Here is a 26,079-nt window from a genome sequence, read left to right on the forward strand (position 1 = left end):
CGAAGTGGGGCCTGCGGAGCGGCGGGCGAGTCCCGCGGTCGCGGTGAATCACCGGCCTTCCCCAGACGAGGAGAATCCGATGTCCGATCGAATCCTGCCCTTCTACGTGGTCTGTGACGAGTCCTATTCGATGGCCGATCACCTGGACCTGCTGAATGACAGCCTCGATGATGTGTACCGGGTCGTACGCACGGATCCGGCCCTGGCCGGCCGGACTCGGCTGGGGGTGATCGGCTTCTCCCGGGAAGCCCGTGTTGTCGCGCCGCTCTCCCGCAGGGCGGAAAGAATCGGCAAGCCGGAGCTGAGAGGCGGCGCGGAGACCAATTTCGGCGCCGTGTTCACCACGCTCCGCGAAACGATCGAACACGACGTCGAGCGGCTCCGGGCAGAATCTTGTTCGATCTACAGACCCGCCGTGTTCTTCCTGTCCGACGGGCAGCCGACCGATCACGCGGACTGGCCCGCGGCCCACGCGAGACTCGTGGACCGGAGCTGGCCGGCTCGGCCGCGGATGATCGCGTTCGGCATCGGGGACGCCGACCGGGCGACGATGAGCCAGATCGGTACCTACCGCGCATACCTGAGCCGGACCGGCGTGACGCCACGCCGCGTGATCCGCGAGTTCGCGAAAACGCTGGCCAGTTCGCTGTTCCTGTCCGGCGCGGCCGGAGACGACCTGCACGTGCCGGCCCAAGTGTCCGGTTTCACCGCGCTGGAGCGATCTTCGGTCTGAGCCCGGAGCCGAACGATCCCACTCGATCGCCGACGCCGACGGCGAGGGCGGCTGCCGGCGGCGGCACTGATCAGCGCGGGTCGTGGCGCAGCTACCGCGGTGACGCGTGCGGATGTGCCGCGCCGGCAGCGGGAGCAGCGGTAGGACACCGGCGGAAGTCTGTCGAGAAGCGACTTGGACCACAGCTGCGGGGATTGCCGTCGATCCGACCGCGAGCCCGAGGCCTGCGATCTCGGACGGACTTCCGTCGGCCGTCCGCCAGGCAGTTGCAGACCGTCAGTGACGATCCGAGCTGTCGTCACACCCCAGCGAAGATGATGGCTGACCGAGAGGACCTCGACGGAGAAGGAGCCCGGGGAATGACAGGTTCACGAAATCCGCGCTGACCCCAGCGATCGCAACAGCAGCGACATCCCGGCCGCCCAGTCAGCTGAAAGGTCGACGTGGTGGATCTGCTCGTCGAGCGTCCGGCCCGGGCCGACGGCCAGCTCAGGCAGGGCGCACGGCCCGAGGAGCACGGGGATGAACCACTGCCGTCCTTGTGGCATCAACCGTAGCCGCTCGACCGCGGTGATGAGCTCCTCGTTCATGTACGAGACATCTTTGCTGGCATAAGCGGCGGAAAGCACCCGATGAAATAGTCGCCGGCCCGGATCGCCTTCTTGATCTCGGATCGCCACACCTGACCGGCGAGCAGGTGTGTGCGGTCCATCCAGACGTCGAACCCGTGCTCGCCCAGCTCCGTCACCAGACGGTCGACCGTCGAGCTGTCCTCCCGCACATAGGAAACGAAGATCCTCTTCCGGCTCGGCAATGGAGCTCCTTCCTCGTCTCGGACGCCCGGATCGGGCGCCGGAACCTGAGCAGGCGGCCGCCGGGTGCCCGCTCGGCTCGTGGTGTTCAAGTAATCCTGCGCATCCCGTTCTTGGAGGCGGAGCTGGACTCGGAGCCGGACGTCGGCGACGTCGAAGACGGCGACGCTGTCACCCCCGACGACTTCGTGTCCGGGAAGGTGGGCACATGCCTCGACGCAGTCGATCAGGATTCCCGTCTCCAGGCCCTCTGGCGAGTCGCCCAGTCCCGAAGCCCGGGCCGCCGCATCCTGCAGGAAGAATTCGTTCCAGAGCGCTGTGGCCAAGCCTGCTTTGACAGCGAACAGGTGGTCGTGGTGACGTACGGCATCGGCTGTGAGGGTGGCCAGCCGTTCCCAGGTGCGTTCGCTGCCACCCCGGCGCCCGGCCAGCGCGGCCACCAGTTCGCGAGCCGGCGCGCAGGCATCTGCACCGCTTTCGGCCGCGATCAGCAGATCCAGCGATGGGACGCATCCCCGTCGGCCGTCGCTGAAGATCTCCGCGTGTTCGTCGAGGTTCGGTGGTTCTCCGGCCGTGTGAGCCAGGGTGGTCAGCTCCTTCGTCCGCCACGATCGGTGGGGCCGGTTCCGGTCGGTACCGATCCACCGCGCCACTGCTCGCGCGATCGGGTCGTGTGCGGCCTGCTCGCGCAGCCGCGTGTGGATGGCATCGCCGGCGTCGGGATCGAGCTCGTAGCAGCTGAGCGCGTGTTGGACGAGTTCGCCGGCGAACAGGGGCGGCCGCACTCGTCCCGATGCCCATGCCTGCTCGATGCCCAGTGCGGCCTCCAGCCCGCGCTCCAGGTGGTCTCCCAGCAACTCGGGCCGGTCGGGAAGGTGCACCGGGCGGACGGCACCGGCCAGCAAGGTGTCGGCGACTGTGGTGGGGACCGGCGAAACGATGGGTTCTTCGCACCATCGCGGGCTGGTGTGGCGGCGCTGGGCACCCGGGGTCCGGAAGCGCACCGGCAACACCGGATCGACCGCACCGTCCACGATGTCGATCACCACCGCCACGTTGACCCCACCGCGGCGCTGTTGCTCGAGCCCGGTCGCACCCAGGGGCGCGGTAACCAGAGCACGGTTGCCGTCCGTCGACATCGACAGCTCCCGGACTGCCAGCGGAAGGCCGTTCGACGAGGCGATGTCCGACCGTTGTTCCATTGACCCGGTCGAAACGTCGTAGTCGTGGATGACCAGCCGGCCGGTCATCGGCTCGACAGTGGTCACCGTCATCGCGTTCGCCCCGTTTCCCGGGTTCCACCCGGCGCCCACCGACCTGAAGGGGAGCGGGACCACGATCCCGTCCGCCAAGCCCACCAGGTAGTTGGCGCCGCCGATCCAGTCGCACAGGTGCAGCCACAGGCCGTCACTGCTGTAGGTCAATTCGACGTGGCTCAGGGGCCACGCCGGAGGCAGGTCGACGACCCGGCGTCGTTGCCCCAGCGCGAGGTCGTACTCCCAGAGCACGTACTTCGCCGCGTCCGGCAGCGCGGCAAAGCGGCCGAGGCGCTCGTCGAGCACGCAGACCTTCCGGCCGTCCGGCCGCCACGCGACCGGTCCGGCCGAGCAACCGGGGATCTGCAGCCGGGACTCCGGCTGACCGAACTCCTGGATGTAGAGCTGACGGTGGAAGTGTGGTTCAGCCGGGTAGGGGGACCCACCGAGGAAACTCAGATGGGGTGCGTGCGTGCGGACGAAGTCCGTGCCTGTCGGGAACCCGAGCGCTTCCGCTTGCGGCGATCGGCAGAATGCCCAGGCACCGCCAGGCAGGTGGGGTGCGCCCATCCGGTCCGAGTAGCACGGATCGGTGACTGGCCGGCCGCCTTCGTCGACCACCACCGATGCCGCGGCGTGGCCTCGTTCCTCGGCGACGGCGAAGAACACCCGCAGGTCGCTGTGGGAGTCGTTGGAGTGGTCGACGATGATCGTCTCGCCGGTGACGACCGTGCTCATCTTCGTTCCTCCGGGATCTCGTGTTCGCCGAACAGTTCTTGTGGCGACGCGTTCCGCCAGAGGACCGTCCGGACGTCGACGTCCGGTGCGGCTGCGGTCAGGTCGGCCAGCGCTTCGAGGTAGAGCGACGGATCGACGCCCGCGTCCTGGCACGCGGTTGAGATCGTTCTCAGGCGGTGGGTGACTTCCCGGACCGAGGCGCCCACGTCGGCGTCAGGGTCGACTTTCCGTACGTTTCGCAAGGTCCGCACGTACAGGTCGAGCACGGCTCCGTCGCGGCGTCCGTGTTTCAGAGCGAGCATTCCGCCGGCCGCGATCGACTCCGGTGAACCGTTGTGTGCTCCCACGTCGTCCGCGAACCGTTGCTCGCCTTCAGCCAGCCAGGTCGAGGACGGCTCGATTTCGAAGGTGGCGCGTGGAGCTCGGGAAACCCGGCCGGCGGCCGCACTGATCTGCGACAGGTGTTCTTCGGCCGCCGGTGCCAGGCCAAGGAATACGGGCTCGGGCTGTCGGTCACTCGCGTCGACGCACCACTTGGCGAGCCAAGCCCATAGCGAGCGGTGCCCCGGATAGGGCTGAGCGCCCGGGGGGAGACACGCATCGGAACCGCCTGTCCAGTCGTGGTCGAGTCGGAACGTCCCCTGGATCGCCCGGGTGGCACGTCATTGTTACGGCATTCGCCCGATCGGATGTCCTGACTGCTTCCGGGGTGAAGGTGCCGATCCATCACTGCGCTGCCCGCTTGCCCGGACCGACGACCGTGATGCGTTCTTCGCGGCTGCCGCGTCGGGTAAAGCGTGGAACCGGAGCTCTGCCCCGGAGGACTCCGAGACGCGGACAAGCGCAGGTTTACCCTGATAACCGATGACCGAGAACCAGCTGGCGGTTGGTCGCTGCCGCGTCTTGCAGGATCGGGAACAGGTGGCCGGCGAGGTCACGTGCGTCAGGCACCGCTGATCCGTCCCGGTCACGGGCCGACGTGGAGATAGGGTGCCCACATGCTCGGTGTGCCGGGGTGGCGGTTCCGCAAGGCACGTACGGCTGCGTGGAGCGCCTTCGCTGATCCGGCGGCGTCCAGCTCACCGTCTCGGGCGAGCGCGTCGTAGACGTCGCGGGCGACCCGGACGGTGGCCGTGTCCGCGACCGACCACAGGGTGCCTATCACGTGCCGATAGCCGGCGAACTGCATACCCGCGGCGAGGTTGATCGCCTCTTCGGGCAGCTTGCTGCCCCCGACGGCGGTCTCGCACGCACCGAGGAAGGCGAATTCGGCGTTGGCAGCGCTGGGAGTCCGGGTGAGGTCGGCCACGGTGAGCCGGTCGTCGAGGAGGACCAGTCCGCCCTGGTAGGGCGCGTCGAGGTCCTGAGCGCCGTGGCAGCCGAAATGCACCCACGCGTGCCCGGCGAGCTGCGCCAGCACGGTCGCCCGGGTCGCGTACTCCGGTGGGATGGTGGTGTGCCGGGGAAACAGCCGTTCCAGCCGCGCCCTGGTCCGGCCCACCCCGGGTACCGTGCGTGCGCCTGGCGTGCGCGGTGTGGCGACCACCAGCAGGCTCCGGCGATCCGGCGCCGGATCAGTGGCTCCGATGGCACGGCACAGGGCCTGCACGGTCGGTGTGTAGGAGGAGACGACCAGGTCGAGCACCGAATCGGTCTCGTTGCCTGCTGCGTGTAGCGGCAGGAACGTCAGCAGCCCGCTCGGGCACCACCAGATCCGGTCGGGCCGGTCGAGCTCCGTGAGCACGGGTTCGGCGATCGTGTCCCACATCCAGCGCAGGGTCTCCGACATCGCGACCTGCAGGTCGGCGCGCCCGTCTCGGTCGCCCACCTCGCCCAGGGACCGCAGCAGGGACGCGTGCTTCTCGCCCCGGAGGGTCGTCTCGCCGAGCGTCAGTTCGGGGAGTGGGACGACTTGGGGTTCATCGAGGCCGGAATGCAGCACGAGGGCGTCGCAGCGCCACGCGCTGACGTTGATCAGCACGACGGGACCGGCCTGCGCGGCGGTGCGCAGTTCCGCGAAAGCCGCCGCGGTGAGGAACGACTCGAACCCGGGAATCGAGCGGACTCGTCCCACCAGGTCATCCCACTCACTCGCCCACGTGACACGCGCATCACTGGGAAACGGCTCAGTTCCGGCCTGGTCGTCCCGATCGAGGGCCGTGCCGACGTCTTCAAGCCTGCGAGCCAGTTCGGGAGCCACGTCGGACAGCAACGACAGGTCGGTGCGGGTTTCCAGGAGCTGACTCCAGAGCACGCCGCGGCCGAGCTCGAACAGCTCGACCGCCGTGGCCGGTTCGCCCGCCGCGATGGCGGCGGCGACCGCCCTGCCGGTCAGGGTCTGCCAGTCGCCGAGCACGCGTTCCCGGGTGTTCTGGTCCACACCCCGCCACGCGACGCGTGGTAGCAGTTCCACGGCGGCGGCGAGTCCGGGCAGTCCGGTTGCGGGGTCGCCGGAGACCGCGATCTCGTAGCGGCCCCAGCGATTGGCGGCGTCCAGGCGCAGGTGTGGAGGTGCGGCGGAGAGGGCGTGAGCATCGCGTGCTGTCGCGGCAGCGAGCCGGGCGTCCGCCGGATCGCCGGTCAGCTCGTAGCGATCGAACCGGGCGATCGACAGGTTGACCAGCCGCTGCGCCCGGTCGCCGGCCGTCGCACTGTCCTGAATGGATTCGCGGAGCAGGTCGATCGCCGTGTCCAGGTCACGCGGATCGGTGCTGAGCTGGTGCCTCAGGTGGTAGGCGGCGCCGAGGTTGCCGACAGCCGCGGCTCTGTCGGTGTGGTCGGGCGGGTACAGGTCGAGCGCCTGGTGCGTGCTGGCGATGGCCTGGAGCAGGTCGGCCGGGTCGGCGGTGCGCTGGTAACGGGTCTTCGACACCGAGGCGAGCCCCAGCAGCACCGCCTCGCGGTCCATGGGCTGGTCGCTCGCCGCGGCTGCCGAGATCTCGACGAGGGCCTCGTCCAGGTCGAGCGTGTCCTGGGTCACGCCGTGGCGCAGCAGCCGGTACCCGGCGAGGTGCGCGAGGTTCGTCGCGTACTCGGGGTGCCCCGTGGGCATTGCCCGGACCGCTTTCGCCGTCAGGTCGATCGCCTCGGTCACGTCCTCGAGTTGACCGTACTGGTCGAAGCGGTACGACAGCGCCATCGCCAGGGCCTGCTGGCTGCGCGCGAACTCGGGCGATCCGGCGGGAGAACCGGCGACCGCCGAGCGGAAGACGGCGACCACATCGTTGAGCAGGGCCAGGTCGCCGTCTCGCATCCACTGGGAGAGCAGCGCGTTGCCGAGCGTGATCTGGGTGGAGGGCAGTACGACGAACAGGTCGTGCGGGAGCTGGACGGCGTGGCGGAGGGTGGTCACCGACTCGTTCAGATCCTGGTCGAGGTGCGTGACGAGGTAGCGGCTGAACAGGATTCCGCCCAGCATCGCGAGTGCGGCTGTGTGCCCCGGTCCACCGGGGTGGGTGGCAGCGAACGCGGTGCGCGCCGCGTGCACGGCGTCGTCGTACTCCGCGCGGGACCGCCGCAACTGCGCCCGCTCCCGCATGGTGCTCGCCAGCACCACCAGTCTCTGGGAGTGGTGCGGCCTCCCCTGCGGGGTACCAGCCGACTCGGCGAACCTCGCGATGGCCTCGTCGAGATCGTTCTGGTGACTGCGGAAGCGGTACCGGTCGAGCAGGCCCATGCCGAGCATGTATTGGAACTCGGGCCGGTCGGGGTGTCCTTCCGGAACAGTGCCGAGCGCCTGCCGGAGGAGCTCGATGACACGTTCGACGGACTCGGGCATGATCCGAGCCGCGGTGTGGGCTGCGTTGACCAGCTCACCTCGGTCGGAGGCGGACCAGGAGCGCGGGAACAGCGGGTCGAGGTCGGGTGCCAGTACCGCGAGCTTGTTCTCCGGCACCAGGGAGGGGTCATGGCCGGCCACCGCGGCGAGGATTGCCAGCCAGTACTGGTACCGCAGGTTGTCCCCCTCCGCGTCGAGCATCATCCCGCAACGCAGGTGCCAGTCGGCGACAGCACGCAGCACTCGCGGCGACGCAAGGTTGTCGGGCGACTCCAGCCGGGCGGCAGCGAGCAGTTCAGCCACCATGTCTTCGGCGTCGAACAAGCGGCGATCGCCCGTCGCCTGGTCCCACGCGGCGAGCACCCCCGCCAACCGGGCGTGCAGGTCTCCCGCGCGGCTCACCGTTCTGCCAGCAGGTTGAGGGAGGTCTTCACCAGCGCCCGCGCCGACGCGGGGATCGAGACGGCGTCCCCGCTGGTACCGACCGACAGAACCGGTGCGGCCAGCTCCAGCCCACGGGTGAGCTGGTCCACGACGTTGGCCGACCCGGCGCGCAGAGCCTCGGCCAGCAGCGCGAGCTCGTGTTCGATCGACGCCCACTGCGCCGGGTCGAGCTCCCACTCCAGCAGATCGGTCAGCACGTCGGCAGCGTCCTCGTACACCTGGTCGGACCTGGCCGTGACGACCCGAGCCGCACCGCGCACATACGCCGGCCGGTCGGCCACGAGTTGGGCGGTCGCTGCCAAGTCCCTGGCGAGCAACGCCGTGACGGGCTCGACGTCGCCATCGGCCAGCGACGTCGCGAGCACGGTCAGCAGGCGGGCGCGGTCAGTGTCGCGGCCGGCCCACGCGTCCAGGAGTGCCAGGGGTGCACGGGTGTCACCCACGCCGGTGAGCAGTGGCAAGACCGTGAGTTTGCCCCGCCCGAACGGGAGCTGGTCGCGGACACGGCTCGCCTCGGTCGCCAGGCTCGCCACCGAGCCGGGTTCACCCGCCAGCACGAGAGTGTCGGGGAGTTGCGCGAGGCAGATCCCTGTCGCGTCGTCCAGGCCCGAGCCCGCGTCGACCACGACGTGGTCGTAGGCCGACCGCCAGGAGGTGGCGCAGTCTTCCAGGTGCCAGCCAAGACCGTGGTCGGCGTACAGCTCGTCGAGATCGGCTGTGCGGCCCAGCCGAACCACGTCGGGCGCACCTGCACCCGGCTCCGGGTAGCTCGCTGGCTCGCGCCCACCCGCGTCCGCGTACTCCGGCAGGATTCCTCCGGGCCCGGACACGGCCTCGACCAACAGGGTCCGGTAGCCCCAGCGGTGCAGTTGCGCGGCGGCCCGAGCCGCGAAGACGCGCTGGCCGAGCGCGGAGGAGTGGAACGCGGTGATCATTCACAGCTCCAGACGGGGGAGCGTCGGACGTTGTGGTACGAGGTCCTTGGGCCGGAACACCAGCCAGTTCGCCTGCCACGCGGGCACGTGGTCGAGCAGTTCAGCCAGCTCCTGGGCGACTTTCTGCACCTGCCGGTGCAGTTCCAAGAACTCCGGGGAGTCCTGGTAGGTCAATCGGCCGACGGTGACATGGTGCAGGTTGACCGCCTGCCGCAGCAGTGCCTGCTTGGGGAAGTGCCTGCCGTCGGCGAACACGACGGGGTAGATGAGCCCGCGGTCGTCGTGCCGGCTCGCCCGACCGGCAACTTGCTCCCTGGCCGACATGGTGGTCAGCTCCGCCAGGCACCACGGCGACTGGAAGTACGGTGGCGACCACACGGCGACAAGCAGCCGGCTGTGCCGCAGCGCCCGTTCCAGCCGCGCGGGCCAGTACGTCCCCGTCTCCTGCTCGACGTCGAGGAAGATGCGCGGTGGGGTGGCGAGTTCGTCGGCCAGGCAGTCGCGCAGCAGCGGGTGGAAATGATTGCGCACCCATTCGCCAGCCAAGCCCGCTCCCGATCTGCGGTAGCTGAGAAAGATGTCGTACTCGTAGTCCGGCACTGCCCGCCGCCCCTCCACGTGCTCTGCTCGACGCACGATAACCCATCCGGAGGGATGCCCGCTGGGCTGTCCGGGATCTGTCCGGAATTTGTCGTGACACTGGTGTCTCGGTCCATTGCCGCACGTATTATTTCGGTGCGGTGACGCTGCGATGAGCGGAGCGTTGCAGCTGATGCCGAACGCAGGATCGGTGCGATCCGGCCGATCGCCTGCATCCGGTTTTCTTGTCCGCCGCCAGGACCAACGTGTTCTCCGTCAAAGCCTCGTACAAACTGATGACGTCACGGACTTTGTCCACGAACTGAGGATCAGTCGACAATTCCAGGCCCGTGATCGAGGCCATCAACCCCGTTGGCCAGTGGGTATCTTTGCCCGGTGTTCCTTCCGAGTCCTTGGTGATCGCCTGCTTGACCCGGTCGGGTGATGAACCGCGGCCGTCCCGGCCGCGGTTCGTCCGGCAGGCCTTCCCGTCGGCCGGTCAGGAACTCCAACGCCACTTGGAAACCATGTCCCGGGAGACGCAAGACCTGCTGCTCCTCGTCGGACCACACTACCGGCGAACCAGCTACCTGATCCGCCCCACGGTGAGGCAACCGGACGACATCCCGCCGACGGCTTGACCGGCTTCAATCTTCAGGTGTGCCGGCGAAGTGGTCCTGCACCACCAGGTGCCGGAACTGGGTCGCGGTACCGGAGAGCCGGAAGATCCCGGCACCGTAGGCCCAATCGGCGAACTTGTCCGGGCGCCGCGGCAGCTCGCCACGGCGAGCCATCCCGCGAACCGTCAGGAAGTGCTGAAGGAAGAGCGGAAAAGTGCTCATGCCCACAATGAAGAACGAAAGTACGACAGAAGAACCTATCATCATGGCCTCGACCGAGGTCAGTACGCCAAGAATCAATGGCGCAATGACCACGACCGCCATTGCGACGAGTGAAGACGCTAGCACATAGGCGGCCACTCCGAGCCTGTTCTGCCGCAACGGATCGCTGGGTCTATTCGTAATGTTGTGTGGAACGGTCAAGGCGTCGAAGACCTGCAGTGTGACCCCGGGTGCAATCCCGAGAGGCGAGAATATCACTATGCCAGCCATCATGAATCCAATAAGTCCGACTACAATACTGGCATGATGGGCTGCCGCGATCTCTCTGCCGGGAGGCAGTGATCCATACAGTGTGCCCAGTAGCGCTCCCGCTGTCACGCTACTTAAGAACACTTTTCTAATTCCGCGAGAAAGACGTGCTCGACCTTTTAGTGTACGAATGTACCGCAGATTGATTTGCGGCGCCTCCCGGCCGGGAAATTTGGTCGGCGTATAAATCAAGAAACATGCCAGGAAAAAGAAAAGTCCCACGCCTGCAGCCAAAGACCAGCCCGGACGAGTGTCCGGCACCAGCCGAGAACCGATCAGCTGTGGGATGACGGCAGCACCGGAAGCCAGGAGTGCTGCCTGGCAACGGATGCGCAAGCCCGGCCGTCGTGGTGAGCCGGTGGTTCGCCACAGGTCGCTCAGGTAGAAGTCCGTCGCCGACTCTCCCAGCTTCACCATGCGGCCCAGGTGTGCGGCGAGCGTCCGCAGCCAGCGGTCGACCTCCGCGGCGTCGTACCGAGTACCGTCCGGGCACACATGGTCCCTCGTGATCGCCGGAACCAATCTGCTGAACAGGTTGTTCTCCAGGGCAGCCCCATTGAGCCCGCACATCTTGGCCGGAACGGTGGCGGGGTTGCGGTAGACCGTAACGGCGAGGTAGAGCCGAAGCGGGGACTTGAGGCAGCGTGCGAGGTCGCCGTCCGGATCCTCGCGCAGCGCGGCCGCGACCGGCCGCCAGCGGGCCTGGATACCGTCTTCCGCGTCGGGGTCGGGGTCGGGAAAGCGGTGGGTAAGCCACGCGACGACTTCACCGGCTTCGAGCGGCTGCACCGTGACGGCCCTGACGTGCTGCAGTGCGTAGTCGGGATCGGTCTCGTCGCCCTCGATGATTTTGTTGTGCTGGGCCGTGCGGCACGTCAGGACCCCTCGCCACTTCACCCGCCCCAGCGTGACGTTGAGGGCGGACAAGACGCGTCGGGCCTTCAACGGAAGGCCGTCTTCAGGGTCGATTTCGTCCAGACCGTCGAGCACCGGGATGATCCAGTCACCCTTGACCAACGCCTGAGCCGTGGCCTGCTTCACCCCGTAGACGTTTGTCAAGTGCTCCGCGATCCACGCGTCCAGCCGGGCCCGGACGTCGACCGGTGGAGTCTCGGCATCGGGCACTGCGAACGCCGACAAGCTCAGCCGCAGCGGTACCGCCTGATCACGGCCGGTGGCGAGGGAGTCGGCCGCCAAGTCCAGCACCAGCTGGATGGCGAGGACCGTCTTGCCCGCGCCGGGTGCGCCCAGGATTCAGGAGCCGCTCCGGATCGAGGTCCTGGTAGTAGCGGCTGATCGTCGACAGTGACCCGGCGGTGGCGGTGGTGTTGTCCGGGCGCCATCGCACCAGCGACGGCAGGAAGCGCACGTCGGCCGGCTGCGGGTCGCCGGTGTCGCCGAGCAGCCGCTGCAACGTCCGGCTTTCGGTGGTGACGATCTCCTCCAGCAACGCGCGGGCTCGCAGCGCGAGCACCGAGCGGTCGTCTGCCCGGGGGCGTGCACGGAAGCCGTGCACCTGCAACGCAAGGCCTGCGCCGACCGCGACAAGACCCGGCACCCGGACGTCGGGCGTCGTGGCGAGCAGCAGTCCGGCAACGAACGTGACCAGCCCCGCGACCGCGGGCAGCCACGCCCGCCGCGGCCACGTCGGCACCGGAACGGTGACCGTGGCTCTGTGTTCTGGTGATGGAGGAAGGCGAGCGCCCAGCGGCGGCGCCGGATGGACCGGCCGGCCGGTCAGCATCCGCAGAAGGTCGTCGACGCCGTCGCGGGTCAGCTTCGCAACGGCGACGCGCGAGGCGGAGTGGGGCTGCAAGAGGGCGGGGATCTCGCCGATGGAGCGGCCGGGCAGGAGTACCGGCAGCACGCTGACCAAGCCGTCGTCACCGTCGGCGTGGACGCGCTCCTTGATGAGCTTCCATTCGGTGCGGATCCCGCGGTATACCTCCGCGGAGAGGTCGCCGTCGCTGAGGGCGCGGTAGGCGGGCGAGGCGATGACCAGGACGTAATCGCTGCGCTGGACCTGTCTGGCCATCCAGTCGACCCAGTCTTGGCGGACGTGCGTGTCGTACTCGTCGATCCACGCGTCGACGCCGTTTTCCCGCAGCAACTCGCAGAGCCGCCGGACTTCACGGCAGTGGGCGGAGTTTTCCTGGGCGTAGGAGATGAACACTTTCGGCACCCGCGTGTTCTCCCCGATCATCCCAGACGTCTCTCGGACACGACCTCCCTGATCCCGGGCCCGACATTACTGGCGGTGACCGGACGGCACCAACTCACCAGGCCGTCCGGACCTGTTTGTCCACGTTCTGGCAACTTTCGCGATCGCGTGCCGGTCCTCAGCTCGTGGCGCCGATCAGGGAGCCCATCTTCGTGGCCTGCACTGCCGGGCACGAAAAGCGGCACGGGATCGTCGAGCTGCGCGTTCAATCAGTCGTTCGGTCGCGAAGCCTGATCGGCACCCTTGACCTCGTCGACGGAGCAACGAAGGGTGCTTCGTCACCCTTCGACCTGCGGTCCCCGAGGTAGGGCGGAACCTTTACCTGGTCAGGTGGGGGTTACCCTGAATCACGATGACCGAGACACAGGCACCCAGGGCGTACCAGATCCGCACCTTCGGCTGCCAGATGAACGTCCACGACTCCGAGCGCCTCGCCGGGCAGCTCGAAGAGGCCGGCTACGTGCCCGTCGACAGCGGGGCCAAGCCCGACCTCATCGTGTTCAACACCTGTGCCGTCCGGGAGAACGCGGACAACAAGCTCTACGGCACCCTCGGGCACCTGCGGCCCGACAAGACCGCGAACCCGGACCTGCAGATCGCCGTCGGCGGGTGCCTGGCGCAGAAGGACCGCGGGGAGATCGTCAAGCGCGCTCCCTGGGTGGACGTCGTGTTCGGGACGCACAACATCGGGTCGCTGCCGGTGCTGCTGGAGCGCGCGCGGCACAACGCCGAGGCCCAGGTCGAGATCCTCGAATCCCTCGAGACCTTCCCGTCGACGCTGCCCGCGCGCCGCGAATCGTCCTACGCGAGCTGGGTGTCCGTTTCGGTCGGCTGCAACAACACCTGCACCTTCTGCATCGTGCCCGCCCTGCGCGGTAAGGAACGCGACCGGCGGCCCGGCGAGATCCTCGCCGAGGTCGAGGCGCTCGTCGCCGAGGGCGTGCTCGAAGTCACGCTGCTCGGCCAGAACGTGAACTCCTACGGCGTCGAGTTCGGCGACCGGCTGGCGTTCGGGAAGCTGCTGCGCGCGACCGGCGCCATCGACGGCCTGGAGCGCGTCCGGTTCACCTCGCCGCACCCGGCCGCGTTCACCTCCGACGTGATCGACGCGATGGCCGAGACGCCGAACGTCTGCCACCAGCTGCACATGCCGCTGCAGTCCGGGTCCGACCGGGTGCTGCGCGAGATGAAGCGGTCCTACCGCTCCGCGCGCTACCTGAAGATCCTCGACGAGGTCCGCGCGGCGATGCCCGACGCGGCGATCACCACCGACATCATCGTCGGCTTCCCCGGCGAGACCGAGGAGGACTTCCAGGCGACCCTGGACGTCGTCGCCGAGTCCCGCTTCTCCAGCGCGTTCACCTTCCAGTACTCGAAGCGCCCCGGCACGCCGGCCGCGACGATGGCGGGCCAGCTGCCCAAGGAGGTCGTCCAGGAACGCTACGAGCGTCTGGTCGAGCTGCAGAACCGGATCTCCTGGGACGAGAACAAGAAGATCGTCGGCCGCCGCGTCGAGCTGCTCGTCGCCGACGGCGAGGGCCGCAAGGACGCCGAGACGCACCGGATGAGCGGCCGCGGCCGTGACGGCCGGCTGGTGCACTTCGCGCCGACCGGACCGGCCGTGGACCGCGGCGTGCGGCCCGGCGACATCGTCGAGACGGTCGTCACCTACGGCGCGCCGCACCACATGGTCGCCGACGGGGACCTGGTCTCGCACCGGCGGACGCGTGCGGGCGACAACGCCGAGGCGGGGCTGCGGCCCAAGACCAACGGCGTCACGCTGGGCCTGCCGGGCTTCGGTGCCCCGGCGGTCCGGCCCGAACCGGTGAGCGGGTGTGCGTTGTGACCGAATCGCAGAAGTCCGGCGAGCTGGACGAGCTGGCCGCCGAGATCGACGAGGTCGGGCAGCAGGCGTCCCGCACGGTGGAGCTCGGCCGGCGCGGGTTCACCATCGCGGTGTTCACGTTCGTGCTGCTCGGCTGCCTGCTGCTGCCCTGGGTCGGCGATCACGTCGGCTGGCAGGTGCTGGCCGGCGAGGGCGGCGGCATCCCGCAGCTGTTCGCCGCGACGTCGACCGCCGTCGGCGTCGTCGCGTCCGCGCTCGCGCTGGTGACGCGCCGGTGGTGGCTGGCCTGGGTCTGCGCCGCCGGCGGCTGGTTCGCCTCGGTCGACGGCCTCCTGGCCATCTGGTCCCAGCAGTCGTCCCACGCCCCCGGCGCCGCCGGCGGCGGACCCGGCGCCGGCCTGATCATCGCCTGGATCGCGATGATCTGCCTCGCCGTCCAGTGGATGCGGACAGCCTTCTCCCGCTCGTAACCACCGTAAAGCCGTGAAGGCCTCCTTACCGGCTCTTATGGCCGGTAAGGAGGCCTTCACGGCACTTCCAGGGACGACTCAGCGGTCGGCGATGGCCGCCTCCGCGGCCTGCAGCCACTCGCGCCACTGCGCGGCCTGCTCGTCGGCCTTCTTGGCGCGACGCTCGTCGCCCGCCGCGCGGGCCTTCTCGGCCTGGCTCTCGAACTGCTCGACGCGCTCGCGGAACTGCGCGGCCCGGGCCTGGGCCTCCGGGTCCGTGCGGCGCCAGCGGGAGTCCTCGGCCGACTTCACCGAGTCCTGGACCGCCTTCAGCCGGCCGTCCAGCTCGCGGATGCGCTCGCGCGGGACCTTGCCGATCTCGTCCCACTGCTCCTGGATCTTGCGCAGCGCGTTCTTCGCCGCTTCGAGGTTCGAGCCGGCGTCGATCTTCTCGGCCTCGACCAGCAGCTCCTCCTTGCGGGACGCGTTCGTCGAGAACTCGGCGTCGCGCTCGGAGAACACCGTGGACCGGCGGGCGAAGAACTTGTCCTGCGCGGCGCGGAAGCGCTGCCACAGGGCCTCGTCGCTGTCCTTCGGGGCCCGGCCGGCGGCCTTCCACTCGGTCATCAGGTCCTTGTAGCGGCCCGCCGTGTCGCCCCAGTCGTCGGACTCGCTGATGGCCTCGGCCTCGGCGATGAGCTCTTCCTTGCGCGTCTTGGCCGACGCGCGCTGCTTGTCCAGCTCGGCGAAGTGGGAGCCACGACGCCGGTTGAAGCCCTCGCGGGCCTTGGAGAACCGCTTCCACAGCTCGTCGTCGGTCTTGCGGTCGACGCCCTTGACCGTCTTCCACTCGTCCAGGATCGTGCGCAGCCGGTCGCCGGCCGCCTTCCACTGGGTGGAGTCGGCGGCGATCTTCTCGGCTTCCTCCGCCAGCTCCTGCTTGCGGGTGACGGCCGCGGCGCGGGCTTCCTCACGCTCCTGCTTCGCGCTGGCCAGGGCCTTCTCGGCGTGCCCGATGACGTACTCCAGGCGCGCGCCCAGTGCGGCCAGGTCACCGACCAGGGCGGACTCGGCCAGCCCGTCGCGCAGCTGCGTGGCGCTCGACAGCGCGTGCTTCGGGTCGCCGGCGCCCGACACCAGGCGCGTCTCCAACAGCTCGACCTCGGTCCGCACGTCGTCGAAGCGGCGGGCGAAGTGCACCAGGCCCTCGTCGGGGCTGCCCGCCTGCCAGACGCCGACGGCGCGTTCGCCCTCGGCGGTGGTGACGTAGACCGTGCCCTCTTCGTCGACCCGGCCCCAGGTGGACGGGGTGGGCTCGGCGGGCGGCACGGGCGGTGCGGCGTGCCCGGTGTGCAGCGCGTGCGGCACCGGGTGCGGGGCCGGGGTACCGGTGGAAGTGTTCTCCTGGGCCATCGCAGGCTCCTTATCGCCTGTACGCCCGCTGGCGCGGGCGCCCCGCCGGTGCGGCGGGGCCGGGTAATGCGGTCGTCACGGGCCGTGCTCGGATGCTACGGCCCCCACGCGGCATTCAAGCAGCTCAGCGCGCACCGTGGTACCGGATGAGCTACTCGAAGCTCGTGATCCTACTTCCGGTGGACGCTCCGTGTCGGGACGCCGGTATCGTCAGCCGCCGTGACCAGCCCCGCCGCCCCGCCCCCGATCCGCCCGGTCGCGGTGGTCGGGCCGACGGCCACCGGCAAGACGGCGCTGGCCGTGGAACTGGCGCTGAAGCTCGGCGGGGAGGTCGTCAACGCCGACGCCCTGCAGCTCTACCACGGCATGGACATCGGCACCGCGAAAGCCACTGAGCAGGAACGTCGTGGTGTTCCGCACCACCTGCTCGACGTGCTGGACGTGACCGAGACGGCGTCCGTCGCGGCCTACCAGCGCGACGCGCGCGCCGCGGTCGAACGGCTCCTGGCCGCGGGCCGGGTGCCGGTGCTGACCGGCGGGTCCGGGCTCTACGTCCAGGCGGTGCTCGACGACCTGCGCTTCCCGGGCACCGACCCGGCCGTGCGCGCGCGGCTCGACGCGGAGGCGGCCGAACTGGGCACGCCGACCCTCTACACCCGGTTGGGTGAACGCGATCCGGTCGCCGCGGCCGCGATCCTGCCGACCAACACCCGCCGGATCGTGCGCGCGCTGGAAGTCATCGAGATCACCGGGGAGCCGTTCTCCGCGAACCTGCCGAAGCCGGGGCCGGCCCGCTACGGCACGGTCGTGATCGGCGTCGACCGCGCGCCCGAGGAGCTCGACGAGCGCGTGAACGAGCGCGTCCGCCTGATGTTCGAGGCCGGTCTCGTCGACGAGGTCCGCGAGTTGCTGGAGCGTGGCCTGCGCGACGGGAAGACGGCGTCGCGCGCGCTCGGCTACCAGCAGGTGATCACCGAGCTGGACGGCGAGGGCGACTTCGCGGCCGCCGCCGCGGCGACGGCGCAGGCCACCCGGCGCTTCGTCCGGAAGCAACGGTCCTGGTTCCGGCGCGACCAGCGGATCCACTGGTTCGACGGCGCCGAAGCCGGGCTGGCCGCACGCGTCCTGGATACCCTGGCCCGGTAACCTTGCCCCCATGGGCGGAATCGAGTTCCTCAAGGGGCACGGCACGCAGAACGACTTCGTGCTGCTCCCCGACGCGGCGGGCCGCCTCGAGCTGACCGAGGCCCGGATCGCCGCGTTGTGCGACCGCCACCGCGGCCTCGGGGCCGACGGCGTGCTCCGCATCGTCCGGGCCGACGCGCTCGAAATCGCCTCCGAAGGCGAGTGGTTCATGGACTACCGCAACGCGGACGGCTCGATCGCGGAGATGTGCGGCAACGGCGTGCGCGTCTTCGCCCGCTACCTCGTGGATGCCGGGCTCGTGACCGAGGGCGAGTTCGTCGTCGGCACCCGCGCGGGCGACCGCCCGGTGGTGGTGCACCCGGACCGCACGGTGACCGTCGGGATGGGCCCGGCGACGATCACCGGCACGTCGGTCACCGTGGTCGCGGGCCGGCCGTTCTCCGGCGTGGCCGTCGACGTCGGCAACCCGCACCTGGTCACGGTGCTCGACGACACCGACGTCCGGGACCTGGACCTGCGCGACCAGCCCGACTTCGACCACGACGTCTTCCCGAACGGCGTGAACCTCGAGTTCGTCAACCGCCTCGGCGAGGGCGCGCTGCGGATGCGCGTCCACGAGCGCGGGGTGGGGGAGACGCGCGCCTGCGGCACGGGCACGGTCGCCGCGGTGGCCGCGGCCTTCCACCTGGCGGGCACCGACACCGGAGCGTCCACAGTGGACATCCCGGGCGGCCGGGTGGACGTGACGGTGTCCCGCGGCGCGTCGACGCTGTCGGGCCCGGCGGAGATCGTGGCCCGCGGCGAGATCGACGACGCCTGGTGGACCGCCGCCGGTTCCTGACGGCGGCGATCTGCCGCGACAGAGGCGGAAACAGGCATCCGTAACAAACGCCCGAACGTGAACGACCTTGGGTCCGCAATCAGGACTTCGTCGTATTCGTGTGAGGGTAGGTGTCCGGATGGATACTCGCCGCACGATGTGCGGCGCACGCAAGAAATCGTCGACACGGCCTTCGGAGGTGCCTGGGCAATGCTGTGGACCGCGGCATCCGGCCCAGGCAGCATCAACAAGCGCCGGCGGGGTAAAGATCGCGGTATCACGATGTCCATCGACATCGAGGCGCATCCCGGTGGTGGTTCGCAAGTGGAAATGTGGGCGTCCCAAACCAACGTCTACTTCGGGCTGTTCGTCAATTTCTCGGGCGCGGTCAACAGTCGTAAGAAGGCGATTTCGCGCCTTCTCGCGAGTTGAGCCAAGAGGCGAATACGCGATTGTCACCCGCTGATCGACGAGAGGACACGTGAGATGCCCGGCTACGACCCCCAGTGCGGCAACTGTCATCGCTGCTCGAAGTGCCGCGGTGACGGCACCGTGATGGTCAGGAAGTACGACAGGGACAAGCACTACGACATCCGCGAGACCTGTCCGACGTGCAACGGCGTCGGCGGTTACGTCGGCGTCGGTGAGCATCGGCACAACTGACGAACCAGTGCGGGCCGCGTCGGTGGGGGTGCTACCGCCGCCGACGCGGCCCCGGCGTCAGCCGACGGTCACGTCCAGCGCCAGCTCACCGTCGCGCGTCGTGACGTCGGCGATCGCGCCCGCCAGCCGGATGTCCGGCTCGATGCGCGCGAACCGCTCCAGCACGTCGGCCGGCCCGGTCACCGTCAGGGTTTCCACCGCCGTGCGCATCGAGACCTTCGCGTCCGTCTTCGCCCGGCGCACCGCCGCGATCACCTCGCCCGCCAGCGTCAGCAGGGCGGGATCACCGTCGACCGCCGCAGCGACCGGCCACGGCGCCCGGTGCACCGAGCCCGGCTGCCACCACGACCACACCTCCTCGGCCGCGAACGGCAGGAACGGCGCCAGCAGCCGCAGCACCGCCGACAACGCCGTGACCAGCGCCGCCTGGGCCGACGCAGCTCCCGAAGCGCCACTGTCGCCGTACGCGCGGCCCTTCACCAGCTCGACGTAGTCGTCGCAGAACGTCCAGAAGAACGTCTCGGTCACCTGCAGCGCCCGCGCGTAGTCCAGCGCCTCCAGCGCCGCCGTCGCCTGCTCGACGACGGCGGCCAGCGAAGCCAGCAGGGCCCGGTCCAGCGGTTCGGTGGCCGACGCGTCCGGCGACGGCACGCCGAGGCCGAGCACGAACCGGCTGGCGTTGAGCAGCTTCGTCGCCAGGCGCCGGCCGACCTTCATCTGGCCTTCGTCCACCGCCGTGTCGACGCCGGGGCGCGCGCTCGCCGCCCAGTACCGCACCGCGTCCGAGCCGAACCGCTCCAGCAGGTCCACCGGCGTCGTCACGTTGCCCTTGGACTTCGACATCTTCTTGCGGTCCGGGTCGAGCACCCAGCCGGCGATCGACGCCGCCCGCCACGGCAGCACGCCGTGCTCCAGTTCCGCGCGCACCGCCGTCGAGAACAGCCAGGTGCGGATGATCTCGTGCGCCTGCGGCCGCAGGTCCATCGGGAAGACCCGCTCGAACAGGTCGTCGTCGAGGCTCCAGCGGCCGACGATCTGCGGGGTCAGCGACGACGTCGCCCACGTGTCCATCACGTCGGCCTCGGCGACGAAACCACCCGGCACGCCCCGCTGGTCCTCGGTGAAGCCGGGCGGGACGTCGCTGCTCGGGTCCACCGGCAAGGACTCCGGCAGCAGGTGCGCGTCGTAGTCCGGCTCGCCGTGCGCGTCGAGCCGGTACCACAACGGGATCGGCACGCCGAAGAACCGCTGACGGCTGACCAGCCAATCACCGGCGAGGTTCGCCACCCACGACGAGTAGCGCACCTTCATGTGCTTCGGCACCCAGGTGAGTTCTTCGCCCCGGGCCAGCATCTTCTCGCGGAACGCCGGGTCGTTGCCGCCGTTGCGCAGGTACCACTGCCGGCTGGCGACGATCTCCAGCGGCTTGTCGCCCTTCTCGTAGAACTTCACCGAGTGCGTGATCGGCCGCGGTTCGCCGCGCAGGGCCCCGGCTTCGCGCAGCAGGCGGACCAGGATCTCGCGTCCCGTGTGGACGGTCTTGCCCACCAGCGGCGCATAGGCCTCCGCGGGCACGCCGTGCGGCGCGTCGGGCAGGAACCGGCCGTCACGGCCGAGCACCACGCGCGTCGCGAGGCGCAGTTCGCGCCACCACGTGACGTCCGTGGTGTCGCCGAAGGTGCACACCATCGCGATGCCGCGGCCCTTCTCCGGGTCGGCCAGGTGGTGCGCCACCACGGGCACCTCGACGCCGAACACCGGCGTCGCCACGGTGGTCCCGAAGAGCGGTTTGAAGCGTTCGTCGTCCGGGTGCGCCACCAGCGCGACGCACGCGGGCAGCAGCTCGGGCCGGGTCGTCGCGATGACGACGTCGGACCCGTCGGGCGCGGTGAACGCGAGGTCGTGGAACGCGCCGGGGCGTTCGCGGTCCTCCAGCTCGGCCTGGGCGACGGCGGTGCGGAACGTGACGTCCCACAGCGTCGGCGCTTCGGCCTGGTAGGCCTCGCCGCGGGCGAGGTTGCGCAGGAACGCGCGCTGCGAGATCAGCCGCGAGTCGTGCCCGATCGTCTGGTAGGTCATCGTCCAGTCGACGGACAGCCCGAGCTGCCGCCAGAGCGCTTCGAAGACCTTTTCGTCGGTCACCGTCAGGGATTCGCACAGCTCGACGAAGTTCCGCCGCGAGATCGAGATGGTGTTCTTTGCTGGCTTCTCCGGCGCTTCGAAGCCCGGGTCGTAGGGCAGCGATGGGTCGCAGCGGACGCCGAAGTGGTTCTGCACCCGGCGTTCGGTCGGCAGGCCGTTGTCGTCCCAGCCCATCGGGTAGAAGACCTCGAACCCGCGCATCCGCTTGAACCGCGCGAGGACGTCGGTGTGGGTGTAGGAGAAGACGTGCCCGATGTGCAGCGACCCGCTGACCGTCGGCGGCGGGGTGTCGATCGAGTAGATCTCGTCGCGGGTTTTGGTGCGGTCGAACCGGTAGGCGCCCGTGGACTCCCATACGGGTACCCACTTGGCCTCCAGACCGTCGACACCGACCTTGTCCGGAACCTGTGGGCGCTCGAGGGGAGTGTTCATGAAGCAACTCTAGGCGGCGCCGGAACCCGTTTTCGCCGTGGTCGGCAGATCGCGCATGTGCCGCAGCGGGGAGAAGACCACCCACAGCACCGCGGCCACTTCGCCGGCCACGCCCACCCACGTCGCGCCGCGCAGCCCGAGTCCCTCGCCGAGCGCGCCGCCCAGCAGTCCGCCCAGCGGGATCACGCCCCAGACGACGAACCGCACGCTCGCGTTCATCCGGCCGAGCAGCCGGTCCGGGCAGATCGCCTGCCGGTAGGACACCTGCGCGACGTTGTAGATGATGATCCCGAACCCGCCGATCGCCGCGCCGAGCCCGGCGAGCCCGAGCCGCCAGTCCGGCCCGGCGAAGGGGAACAGGAGGTTGGCCGGCATGGTGAACAGCGGGACCAGCCAGATCGCCCGCGCCTGGCCGATCCGCCGGGTCACCGCGCCCGAGCAGACCGCGCCGAGGATCCCGCCGGCGCCGCCGACCGCCAGGAGCACGCCGACCGCGGCCGGCGCCAGCCCGACGGTCCGCGTCAGGAACAGCACCTGCACGGCGCTGAACGCGCCGTGGAAGAAGTTCGCCGTCGCCGTGGTCGCCACCATCGCCCGCAACGGCTTGTCGGAGAACACGAACCGCAGCCCTTCGGCGATCTGCGGGAGCAGCCGGGTGTGGCCGCGGGGTTCCGGCTCGGGTTCTCGCGTGCGGATGCGCAGCAGGCACAGCGCCGACGTGAGGTAGCCGAAGCCGGTGATCAGCACGGTGTTCGCGGCGCTGACCAGCTGGACCAGCACACCCGCGCCGCTCGGACCGGCGATCTGCGCGACCGACTGGACGGCCTGCAGCTTGGCGTTGCCCTCCAGGAGGTGCTCCCGGCCGACGAGCGACGGCAGGTACGACTGGTAGGCGATGTCGAAGAACAGCGTCGCGATGCCCACGAGCAGCACGACGACCAGCAGCTGCGCGAGCGTCAGCACCCCGCCCCACCAGGCGAGCGGCACGCTGAGCAACAGGGCGAAGCGGGTGAAGTCGGCCGTGAGCATGACGCGGCGGCGCCGCAGCCGGTCGACCCACACGCCGGCGGGCAGCCCGAGCAGCAGGAACGCGAGCGTCTCGGCCGCGGTGAGCAGACCCATCTCGAACGGCGTCGCGGCCAGCGTCACGGCCGCGAGCAGCGGGATGGCCGTGTTGCCGACGAAGGTGCCGAACTGGCTGGCCGTGTCGCCGGCCCACAGTCTCCTGAAGTCGGCGTGGAAGAAGAGTGACCCCCTGGACATGGTCCCGAGTGTGCCGCGAGTGATTGGAAAGTGTCAATCACTGTTCGCTCTAAGCTGTGTGCCGTGCCCTCTGGGAAACGACGTACCGCGACCGAAGCCGAGGCCGCCGCGCTGGCGTCCGGAATACGGCTGCGCATCATCCGGTTGACCTTCTCGGACGCCCTGACGAACAAGGAGCTCGCCGAGCGGCTCGGCCGCGACCCGGCGACGACCCTGCACCACGTGCGCAAGCTCGTGGAAACCGGCTTCCTGGCGGCGCAGCCGCCGCGGCGCGGCACCCGGGGCGCCAGGGAAATTCCCTACCTCTCCACCGGACTTTCGTGGACACTCGACTCATGCGGTGATCGGGGCGTTGAAGAGGCGGTGCTCGAGGCCTACCTGGCCGAGATCGCCGAAACCGGGTTCGAGGGCGTGCACCAGTCACGCCTGGTCGTCCAGGTGGCCCCCGAGGAGCGCGAAGAGCTGGACAACCGGCTGACCGCCCTCCTCGAGGAGTTTCGCGCACGACCGCGCCGTCCCGGCGCGGAACGCACCGCGATCTACCTCGCCACCTATCCGAGCAGCTGAAGAGTTCGGTTCCCGCGTCGAAACGTGGGACCATGGAGGCACGATGACAGATCTGACACACACCGAAGACCACGAAGACCCGTACGACGCCGAGCTGTCCACGGGCGAGATGGAGCTCGAGGACCGGGCGTCACTGCGCCGGGTCGCGGGGCTCTCCACCGAGCTCGACGACGTCACCGAAGTCGAGTACCGGCAACTGCGGCTCGAGCGGGTCGTGCTGGTCGGCGTGTGGACCGAGGGCACCGCCCTGCAGTCCGAGGCGTCGCTGGCCGAGCTGGCGCGCCTGGCCGAGACCGCGGGTTCGGAAGTCCTCGAAGGTCTCATCCAGCGGCGGACCAAGCCGGACCCGGCCACCTACATCGGCTCGGGCAAGGTGCGGGAAGTGCGCGACATCGTCGGGTCCACCGGCGCCGACACCGTGATCTGCGACGGCGAGCTCTCGCCGGGCCAGCTGCGGCAGCTCGAGGAGAAGGTCAAGGTCAAGGTCATCGACCGGACCGCGCTGATCCTCGACATCTTCGCCCAGCACGCCCGGTCCAAGGAGGGCAAGGCCCAGGTCGAGCTGGCCCAGCTGCAGTACCTGATCCCGCGGCTTCGCGGGTGGGGTGCCTCGCTGTCCCGGCAGGCGGGTGGCCGGGCCGGTGGCGCGAACGGCGGCGTGGGCCTGCGTGGTCCCGGTGAGACCAAGCTCGAGACCGACCGGCGGCGGATCAACAAGCGCGTGGCGAAGCTGCGCCGCGAGATCGCCGCCATGGACACCATCCGCGAGACCAAGCGCGGCCGCCGGATGGCCAACGAGGTGCCCAGCGTGGCGATCGTCGGCTACACGAACGCCGGCAAGTCGAGCCTGCTCAACGCGCTGACCGGCGCCGGGGTGCTGGTGGAGGACTCGCTGTTCGCCACCCTCGACCCGACCACGCGGCGCACGCAGACCGCGGACGGGCGCACCTACACGCTGACCGACACCGTCGGGTTCGTGCGGCACCTGCCGCACCAGCTGGTGGACGCGTTCCGCTCGACGCTGGAAGAGGCCGCGGACGCGGACCTGCTGGTGCACGTGGTGGACGGGTCCGACCCGGCACCCGAGGAGCAGGTCAGCGCCGTGCGCGAGGTGCTCGGCGAGATCACGCGCAAGCGCAAGGAGCCGCTCCCGCCGGAGCTGCTGGTGATCAACAAGACCGACGCGTCCGACGAGGTCACCCTCGCCCGGCTGCGGCACGCGCTCTCCGGTTCAGTGCAGGTCTCGGCGCGGACCGGGGCGGGCATCGAAGCGCTCGTCGACGTGATCGCCGAACGCCTGCCGCGACCGGAGGTCACCGTCGAGGTACTGGTGCCCTACGCGCACGGCGAGCTGGTCTCGCGGGCGCACTCGGACGGCGAAGTGCTGGAAGAGGAGCACGTCGAGGAGGGCACGCGCCTGCTGGTGCGGGTCCGCCCGGATTTCGCCGCGGCTTTGCGCGAGTACGAGACCAACTCGACCAGGGCCTGAGACGTCTCCGTAGTGTGCGATCAAAGTGGTCGCACACTACGGAGGTGGCTGGGTGCGCTTGGCGGTCGCGATAGCGGCGGGTTTCCTGGCTCTGCTGAGCGGACCGGTACCCGCGTCGGCGGCGGAAACGCCTCAGCCGCTGTGCACGGTGAAGGACTCGCGCCTCGGTGAGCTGTCCGGGCTCGTGTCCGACGGCGACCACCTCTACGCGATCAACGACGGCGGCACCAAGGTCCAGGTGTTCGTGCTCGGCCGGGACTGCAAGGTGCAGAAGGTCCTCACCGACAAGACGGACCCGTTCGACGTCGAGGACCTGGCCCGCACGCCCGACGGGCGGCTCTGGCTGTCCGACACCGGCGACAACCTGAAGGGCCGGCTGACCGTCGCGCTGCTCGAGCTGAGCCCGCAGGGCAAGCTCACGCTGCACCGGCTCACCTACCCCGACGGCCAGCACGACACCGAAGCGCTGATCATGGACAAGGCGGGGACGCCGTACCTGATCACCAAGGACGTCCTCGGCGACGCGAAGGTCTACCGGCCGTCCGGCCCGCTGGCCAGCCCCGGGCCCACGAACCTGGAGAAGGTCGGCTCGGTGAAGATCGAGACCACCGACACGCCGGGCGGCCCGGTCGGGTCCATCGGCTCGGTGCTCGTCACCGGCGGCGCGTCCACGGCCGACGGCACCGTCGTCGCGCTGCGCACCTACACCGACGCCTACCTCTACGCCGCACCCGACGGCGATGTCCTCGCCGCGCTGCAGCGCACCCCGGTCCGAATCCCGTTGCCGGGGGAGAAGCAGGGCGAGGCGATCGCGTTCGATCCCGACGGCACGCTGCTCTCGGGCAGCGAAGGGGTCGGCCAGCCCCTCCGCGCGGTGCGGGGCGCGGCCGCTCTGGCCGCGCAGTCCGGCGCACCGGCGGAGGGCGAAGCCTCGACCGGCACCGGCGCGACGCCCGGTTCGGCGGGGGACGGGGCCGGGCTCCCCATCCTGCCCGCCGCGGGGATCACGCTCGCGGTGGTCGGGATCGGCTGGTTCGGGTTCGGCAAGCTGCGCCGCCGAAGCCGCCGCTAGTTCTTTACGGGCCGAGCGATCGTGGGCCGGCTCTCGCGGGCTTGGCTCCCCACGGCCAAGACCACTCGATCCGGTGAACAATTCCGGGCTGTGCGAGACCCGGATCCAGGTTCGCCGCGGACCCTTCCGG

Annotated in this window: 22 protein-coding genes; 11 read left to right on the forward strand and 11 right to left on the reverse strand. The window is 69.7% G+C overall.

From position 1 onward, the window contains the following. The first annotated feature begins 79 nt into the window (after positions 1-79). Positions 80-733, forward strand: coding sequence for a VWA domain-containing protein (locus MUY22_RS24980; RefSeq protein WP_247063103.1), 654 nt, complete (start codon positions 80-82; stop codon positions 731-733). Positions 734-1,101: 368 nt separating this feature from the next. Here the strand turns inward: MUY22_RS24980 and MUY22_RS24985 are convergent, their stop codons facing one another. The 6 genes from MUY22_RS24985 to MUY22_RS25010 all read right to left on the reverse strand — a co-directional run bounded on the left by MUY22_RS24985 (position 1,102) and on the right by MUY22_RS25010 (position 9,296). Beyond that, complete coding sequence (locus MUY22_RS24985; RefSeq protein ID WP_247063105.1) at positions 1,102-1,323, reverse strand: hypothetical protein; 222 nt, start codon at positions 1,321-1,323, stop codon at positions 1,102-1,104. Beyond that, positions 1,320-3,539 carry a toll/interleukin-1 receptor domain-containing protein gene (locus MUY22_RS24990; protein ID WP_247063107.1) on the reverse strand — a complete coding sequence of 740 codons (2,220 nt, stop codon included), beginning with the start codon at positions 3,537-3,539 and terminating at the stop codon, positions 1,320-1,322. Before MUY22_RS24990 ends, MUY22_RS24985 begins: the two co-directional genes overlap by 4 nt. After that, positions 3,536-3,805, reverse strand: a complete 270-nt coding sequence (locus tag MUY22_RS24995; RefSeq protein WP_247063109.1) for a hypothetical protein — start codon at positions 3,803-3,805, stop codon at positions 3,536-3,538. The genes MUY22_RS24990 and MUY22_RS24995 overlap by 4 nt, the downstream gene beginning before the upstream one ends. A gap of 701 nt (positions 3,806-4,506) precedes the next feature. Continuing rightward, positions 4,507-7,719 (reverse strand): CHAT domain-containing protein, encoded by a 3,213-nt coding sequence (locus MUY22_RS25000; protein WP_247063110.1) that lies wholly within the window; start codon positions 7,717-7,719, stop codon positions 4,507-4,509. Continuing rightward, positions 7,716-8,696, reverse strand: a complete 981-nt coding sequence (locus tag MUY22_RS25005; protein WP_247063111.1) for a CATRA system-associated protein — start codon at positions 8,694-8,696, stop codon at positions 7,716-7,718. The genes MUY22_RS25000 and MUY22_RS25005 overlap by 4 nt, the downstream gene beginning before the upstream one ends. Next, positions 8,697-9,296, reverse strand: coding sequence for a TIR domain-containing protein (locus MUY22_RS25010; RefSeq protein WP_247063112.1), 600 nt, complete (start codon positions 9,294-9,296; stop codon positions 8,697-8,699). 329 nt (positions 9,297-9,625) lie between these two features. Here MUY22_RS25010 and MUY22_RS25015 point away from each other — a divergent pair, with 329 nt between their 5' ends. After that, on the forward strand, positions 9,626-9,916 hold the full coding sequence (locus tag MUY22_RS25015; RefSeq protein WP_247063113.1) for a hypothetical protein: 291 nt from the start codon (positions 9,626-9,628) through the stop codon (positions 9,914-9,916). Positions 9,917-9,922: 6 nt separating this feature from the next. Here the strand turns inward: MUY22_RS25015 and MUY22_RS25020 are convergent, their stop codons facing one another. Further along, positions 9,923-11,632, reverse strand: coding sequence for a hypothetical protein (locus MUY22_RS25020; protein WP_247063114.1), 1,710 nt, complete (start codon positions 11,630-11,632; stop codon positions 9,923-9,925). Next, a complete protein-coding gene (locus tag MUY22_RS25025; protein WP_247063115.1) occupies positions 11,592-12,629 on the reverse strand; it encodes a toll/interleukin-1 receptor domain-containing protein in 1,038 nt (345 codons plus the stop codon). The genes MUY22_RS25020 and MUY22_RS25025 overlap by 41 nt, the downstream gene beginning before the upstream one ends. Positions 12,630-12,999: 370 nt before the next feature. Here MUY22_RS25025 and miaB point away from each other — a divergent pair, with 370 nt between their 5' ends. Then, the gene (gene miaB / locus MUY22_RS25030; protein WP_247063116.1) at positions 13,000-14,493 is read left to right on the forward strand and encodes a tRNA (N6-isopentenyl adenosine(37)-C2)-methylthiotransferase MiaB; all 1,494 of its coding nucleotides are present in this window, start codon (positions 13,000-13,002) and stop codon (positions 14,491-14,493) included. Then, positions 14,490-14,963 (forward strand): hypothetical protein, encoded by a 474-nt coding sequence (locus tag MUY22_RS25035; RefSeq protein ID WP_247063118.1) that lies wholly within the window; start codon positions 14,490-14,492, stop codon positions 14,961-14,963. The genes miaB and MUY22_RS25035 overlap by 4 nt, the downstream gene beginning before the upstream one ends. A 78-nt stretch (positions 14,964-15,041) precedes the next feature. On the opposite strand, the gene MUY22_RS25040 is transcribed toward MUY22_RS25035, so the two are convergent. After that, a complete protein-coding gene (locus MUY22_RS25040) occupies positions 15,042-16,355 on the reverse strand; it encodes a DUF349 domain-containing protein (RefSeq protein ID WP_247063120.1) in 1,314 nt (437 codons plus the stop codon). 219 nt (positions 16,356-16,574) lie between these two features. Between MUY22_RS25040 and miaA the strand changes: the two genes are divergently transcribed. From miaA to MUY22_RS25060, 4 genes are all read left to right on the forward strand, one after another. Next, complete coding sequence (gene miaA / locus MUY22_RS25045; RefSeq protein ID WP_247063122.1) at positions 16,575-17,501, forward strand: tRNA (adenosine(37)-N6)-dimethylallyltransferase MiaA; 927 nt, start codon at positions 16,575-16,577, stop codon at positions 17,499-17,501. A 10-nt stretch (positions 17,502-17,511) separates the two neighbouring features. Next, complete coding sequence (gene dapF / locus MUY22_RS25050) at positions 17,512-18,342, forward strand: diaminopimelate epimerase (RefSeq protein ID WP_247063124.1); 831 nt, start codon at positions 17,512-17,514, stop codon at positions 18,340-18,342. 189 nt (positions 18,343-18,531) lie between these two features. Further along, the gene (locus tag MUY22_RS25055; protein ID WP_247063125.1) at positions 18,532-18,753 is read left to right on the forward strand and encodes a hypothetical protein; all 222 of its coding nucleotides are present in this window, start codon (positions 18,532-18,534) and stop codon (positions 18,751-18,753) included. A 54-nt stretch (positions 18,754-18,807) separates the two neighbouring features. Then, complete coding sequence (locus MUY22_RS25060) at positions 18,808-18,984, forward strand: hypothetical protein (RefSeq protein WP_247063126.1); 177 nt, start codon at positions 18,808-18,810, stop codon at positions 18,982-18,984. A 57-nt stretch (positions 18,985-19,041) separates the two neighbouring features. On the opposite strand, the gene valS is transcribed toward MUY22_RS25060, so the two are convergent. Together valS and MUY22_RS25070 are read right to left on the reverse strand one after the other, a co-directional pair. Next, the gene (valS, locus tag MUY22_RS25065) at positions 19,042-21,558 is read right to left on the reverse strand and encodes a valine--tRNA ligase (RefSeq protein WP_247063128.1); all 2,517 of its coding nucleotides are present in this window, start codon (positions 21,556-21,558) and stop codon (positions 19,042-19,044) included. A 9-nt stretch (positions 21,559-21,567) separates the two neighbouring features. Next, positions 21,568-22,821 (reverse strand): MFS transporter, encoded by a 1,254-nt coding sequence (locus MUY22_RS25070; RefSeq protein WP_247063130.1) that lies wholly within the window; start codon positions 22,819-22,821, stop codon positions 21,568-21,570. Positions 22,822-22,884: 63 nt separating this feature from the next. Between MUY22_RS25070 and MUY22_RS25075 the strand changes: the two genes are divergently transcribed. Genes MUY22_RS25075 through MUY22_RS25085 form a run of 3 tightly spaced genes read left to right on the forward strand, consistent with a single transcriptional unit; the run spans position 22,885 to position 25,949 of the window. After that, positions 22,885-23,388 (forward strand): transcriptional regulator, encoded by a 504-nt coding sequence (locus MUY22_RS25075; protein WP_247063132.1) that lies wholly within the window; start codon positions 22,885-22,887, stop codon positions 23,386-23,388. Between the two features lie 43 nt (positions 23,389-23,431). Beyond that, positions 23,432-24,877 carry a GTPase HflX gene (gene hflX, locus MUY22_RS25080; protein ID WP_247063135.1) on the forward strand — a complete coding sequence of 482 codons (1,446 nt, stop codon included), beginning with the start codon at positions 23,432-23,434 and terminating at the stop codon, positions 24,875-24,877. Positions 24,878-24,929: 52 nt separating this feature from the next. Beyond that, positions 24,930-25,949, forward strand: a complete 1,020-nt coding sequence (locus MUY22_RS25085) for an esterase-like activity of phytase family protein (protein ID WP_247063136.1) — start codon at positions 24,930-24,932, stop codon at positions 25,947-25,949. Positions 25,950-26,079 lie beyond the last annotated feature (130 nt).

It is taken from the genome of Amycolatopsis sp. WQ 127309 (genome assembly GCF_023023025.1).
GTDB lineage: Bacteria > Actinomycetota > Actinomycetes > Mycobacteriales > Pseudonocardiaceae > Amycolatopsis.

Coding starts and splice junctions, on each gene's coding strand:
- MUY22_RS24980 (WP_247063103.1), top strand. CDS start 80: ATGTCCGATCGAATCCTGCCCTTCTACGTGGTCTGTGACGAGTCCTAT.
- MUY22_RS24985 (WP_247063105.1), bottom strand. CDS start 1,323: ATGAACGAGGAGCTCATCACCGCGGTCGAGCGGCTACGGTTGATGCCA.
- MUY22_RS24990 (WP_247063107.1), bottom strand. CDS start 3,539: ATGAGCACGGTCGTCACCGGCGAGACGATCATCGTCGACCACTCCAAC.
- MUY22_RS25005 (WP_247063111.1), bottom strand. CDS start 8,696: ATGATCACCGCGTTCCACTCCTCCGCGCTCGGCCAGCGCGTCTTCGCG.
- MUY22_RS25025 (WP_247063115.1), bottom strand. CDS start 12,629: ATGATCGGGGAGAACACGCGGGTGCCGAAAGTGTTCATCTCCTACGCC.
- miaB (WP_247063116.1), top strand. CDS start 13,000: ATGACCGAGACACAGGCACCCAGGGCGTACCAGATCCGCACCTTCGGC.
- MUY22_RS25040 (WP_247063120.1), bottom strand. CDS start 16,355: ATGGCCCAGGAGAACACTTCCACCGGTACCCCGGCCCCGCACCCGGTG.
- dapF (WP_247063124.1), top strand. CDS start 17,512: ATGGGCGGAATCGAGTTCCTCAAGGGGCACGGCACGCAGAACGACTTC.
- MUY22_RS25055 (WP_247063125.1), top strand. CDS start 18,532: ATGCTGTGGACCGCGGCATCCGGCCCAGGCAGCATCAACAAGCGCCGG.
- MUY22_RS25060 (WP_247063126.1), top strand. CDS start 18,808: ATGCCCGGCTACGACCCCCAGTGCGGCAACTGTCATCGCTGCTCGAAG.
- valS (WP_247063128.1), bottom strand. CDS start 21,558: ATGAACACTCCCCTCGAGCGCCCACAGGTTCCGGACAAGGTCGGTGTC.
- MUY22_RS25070 (WP_247063130.1), bottom strand. CDS start 22,821: ATGTCCAGGGGGTCACTCTTCTTCCACGCCGACTTCAGGAGACTGTGG.
- hflX (WP_247063135.1), top strand. CDS start 23,432: ATGACAGATCTGACACACACCGAAGACCACGAAGACCCGTACGACGCC.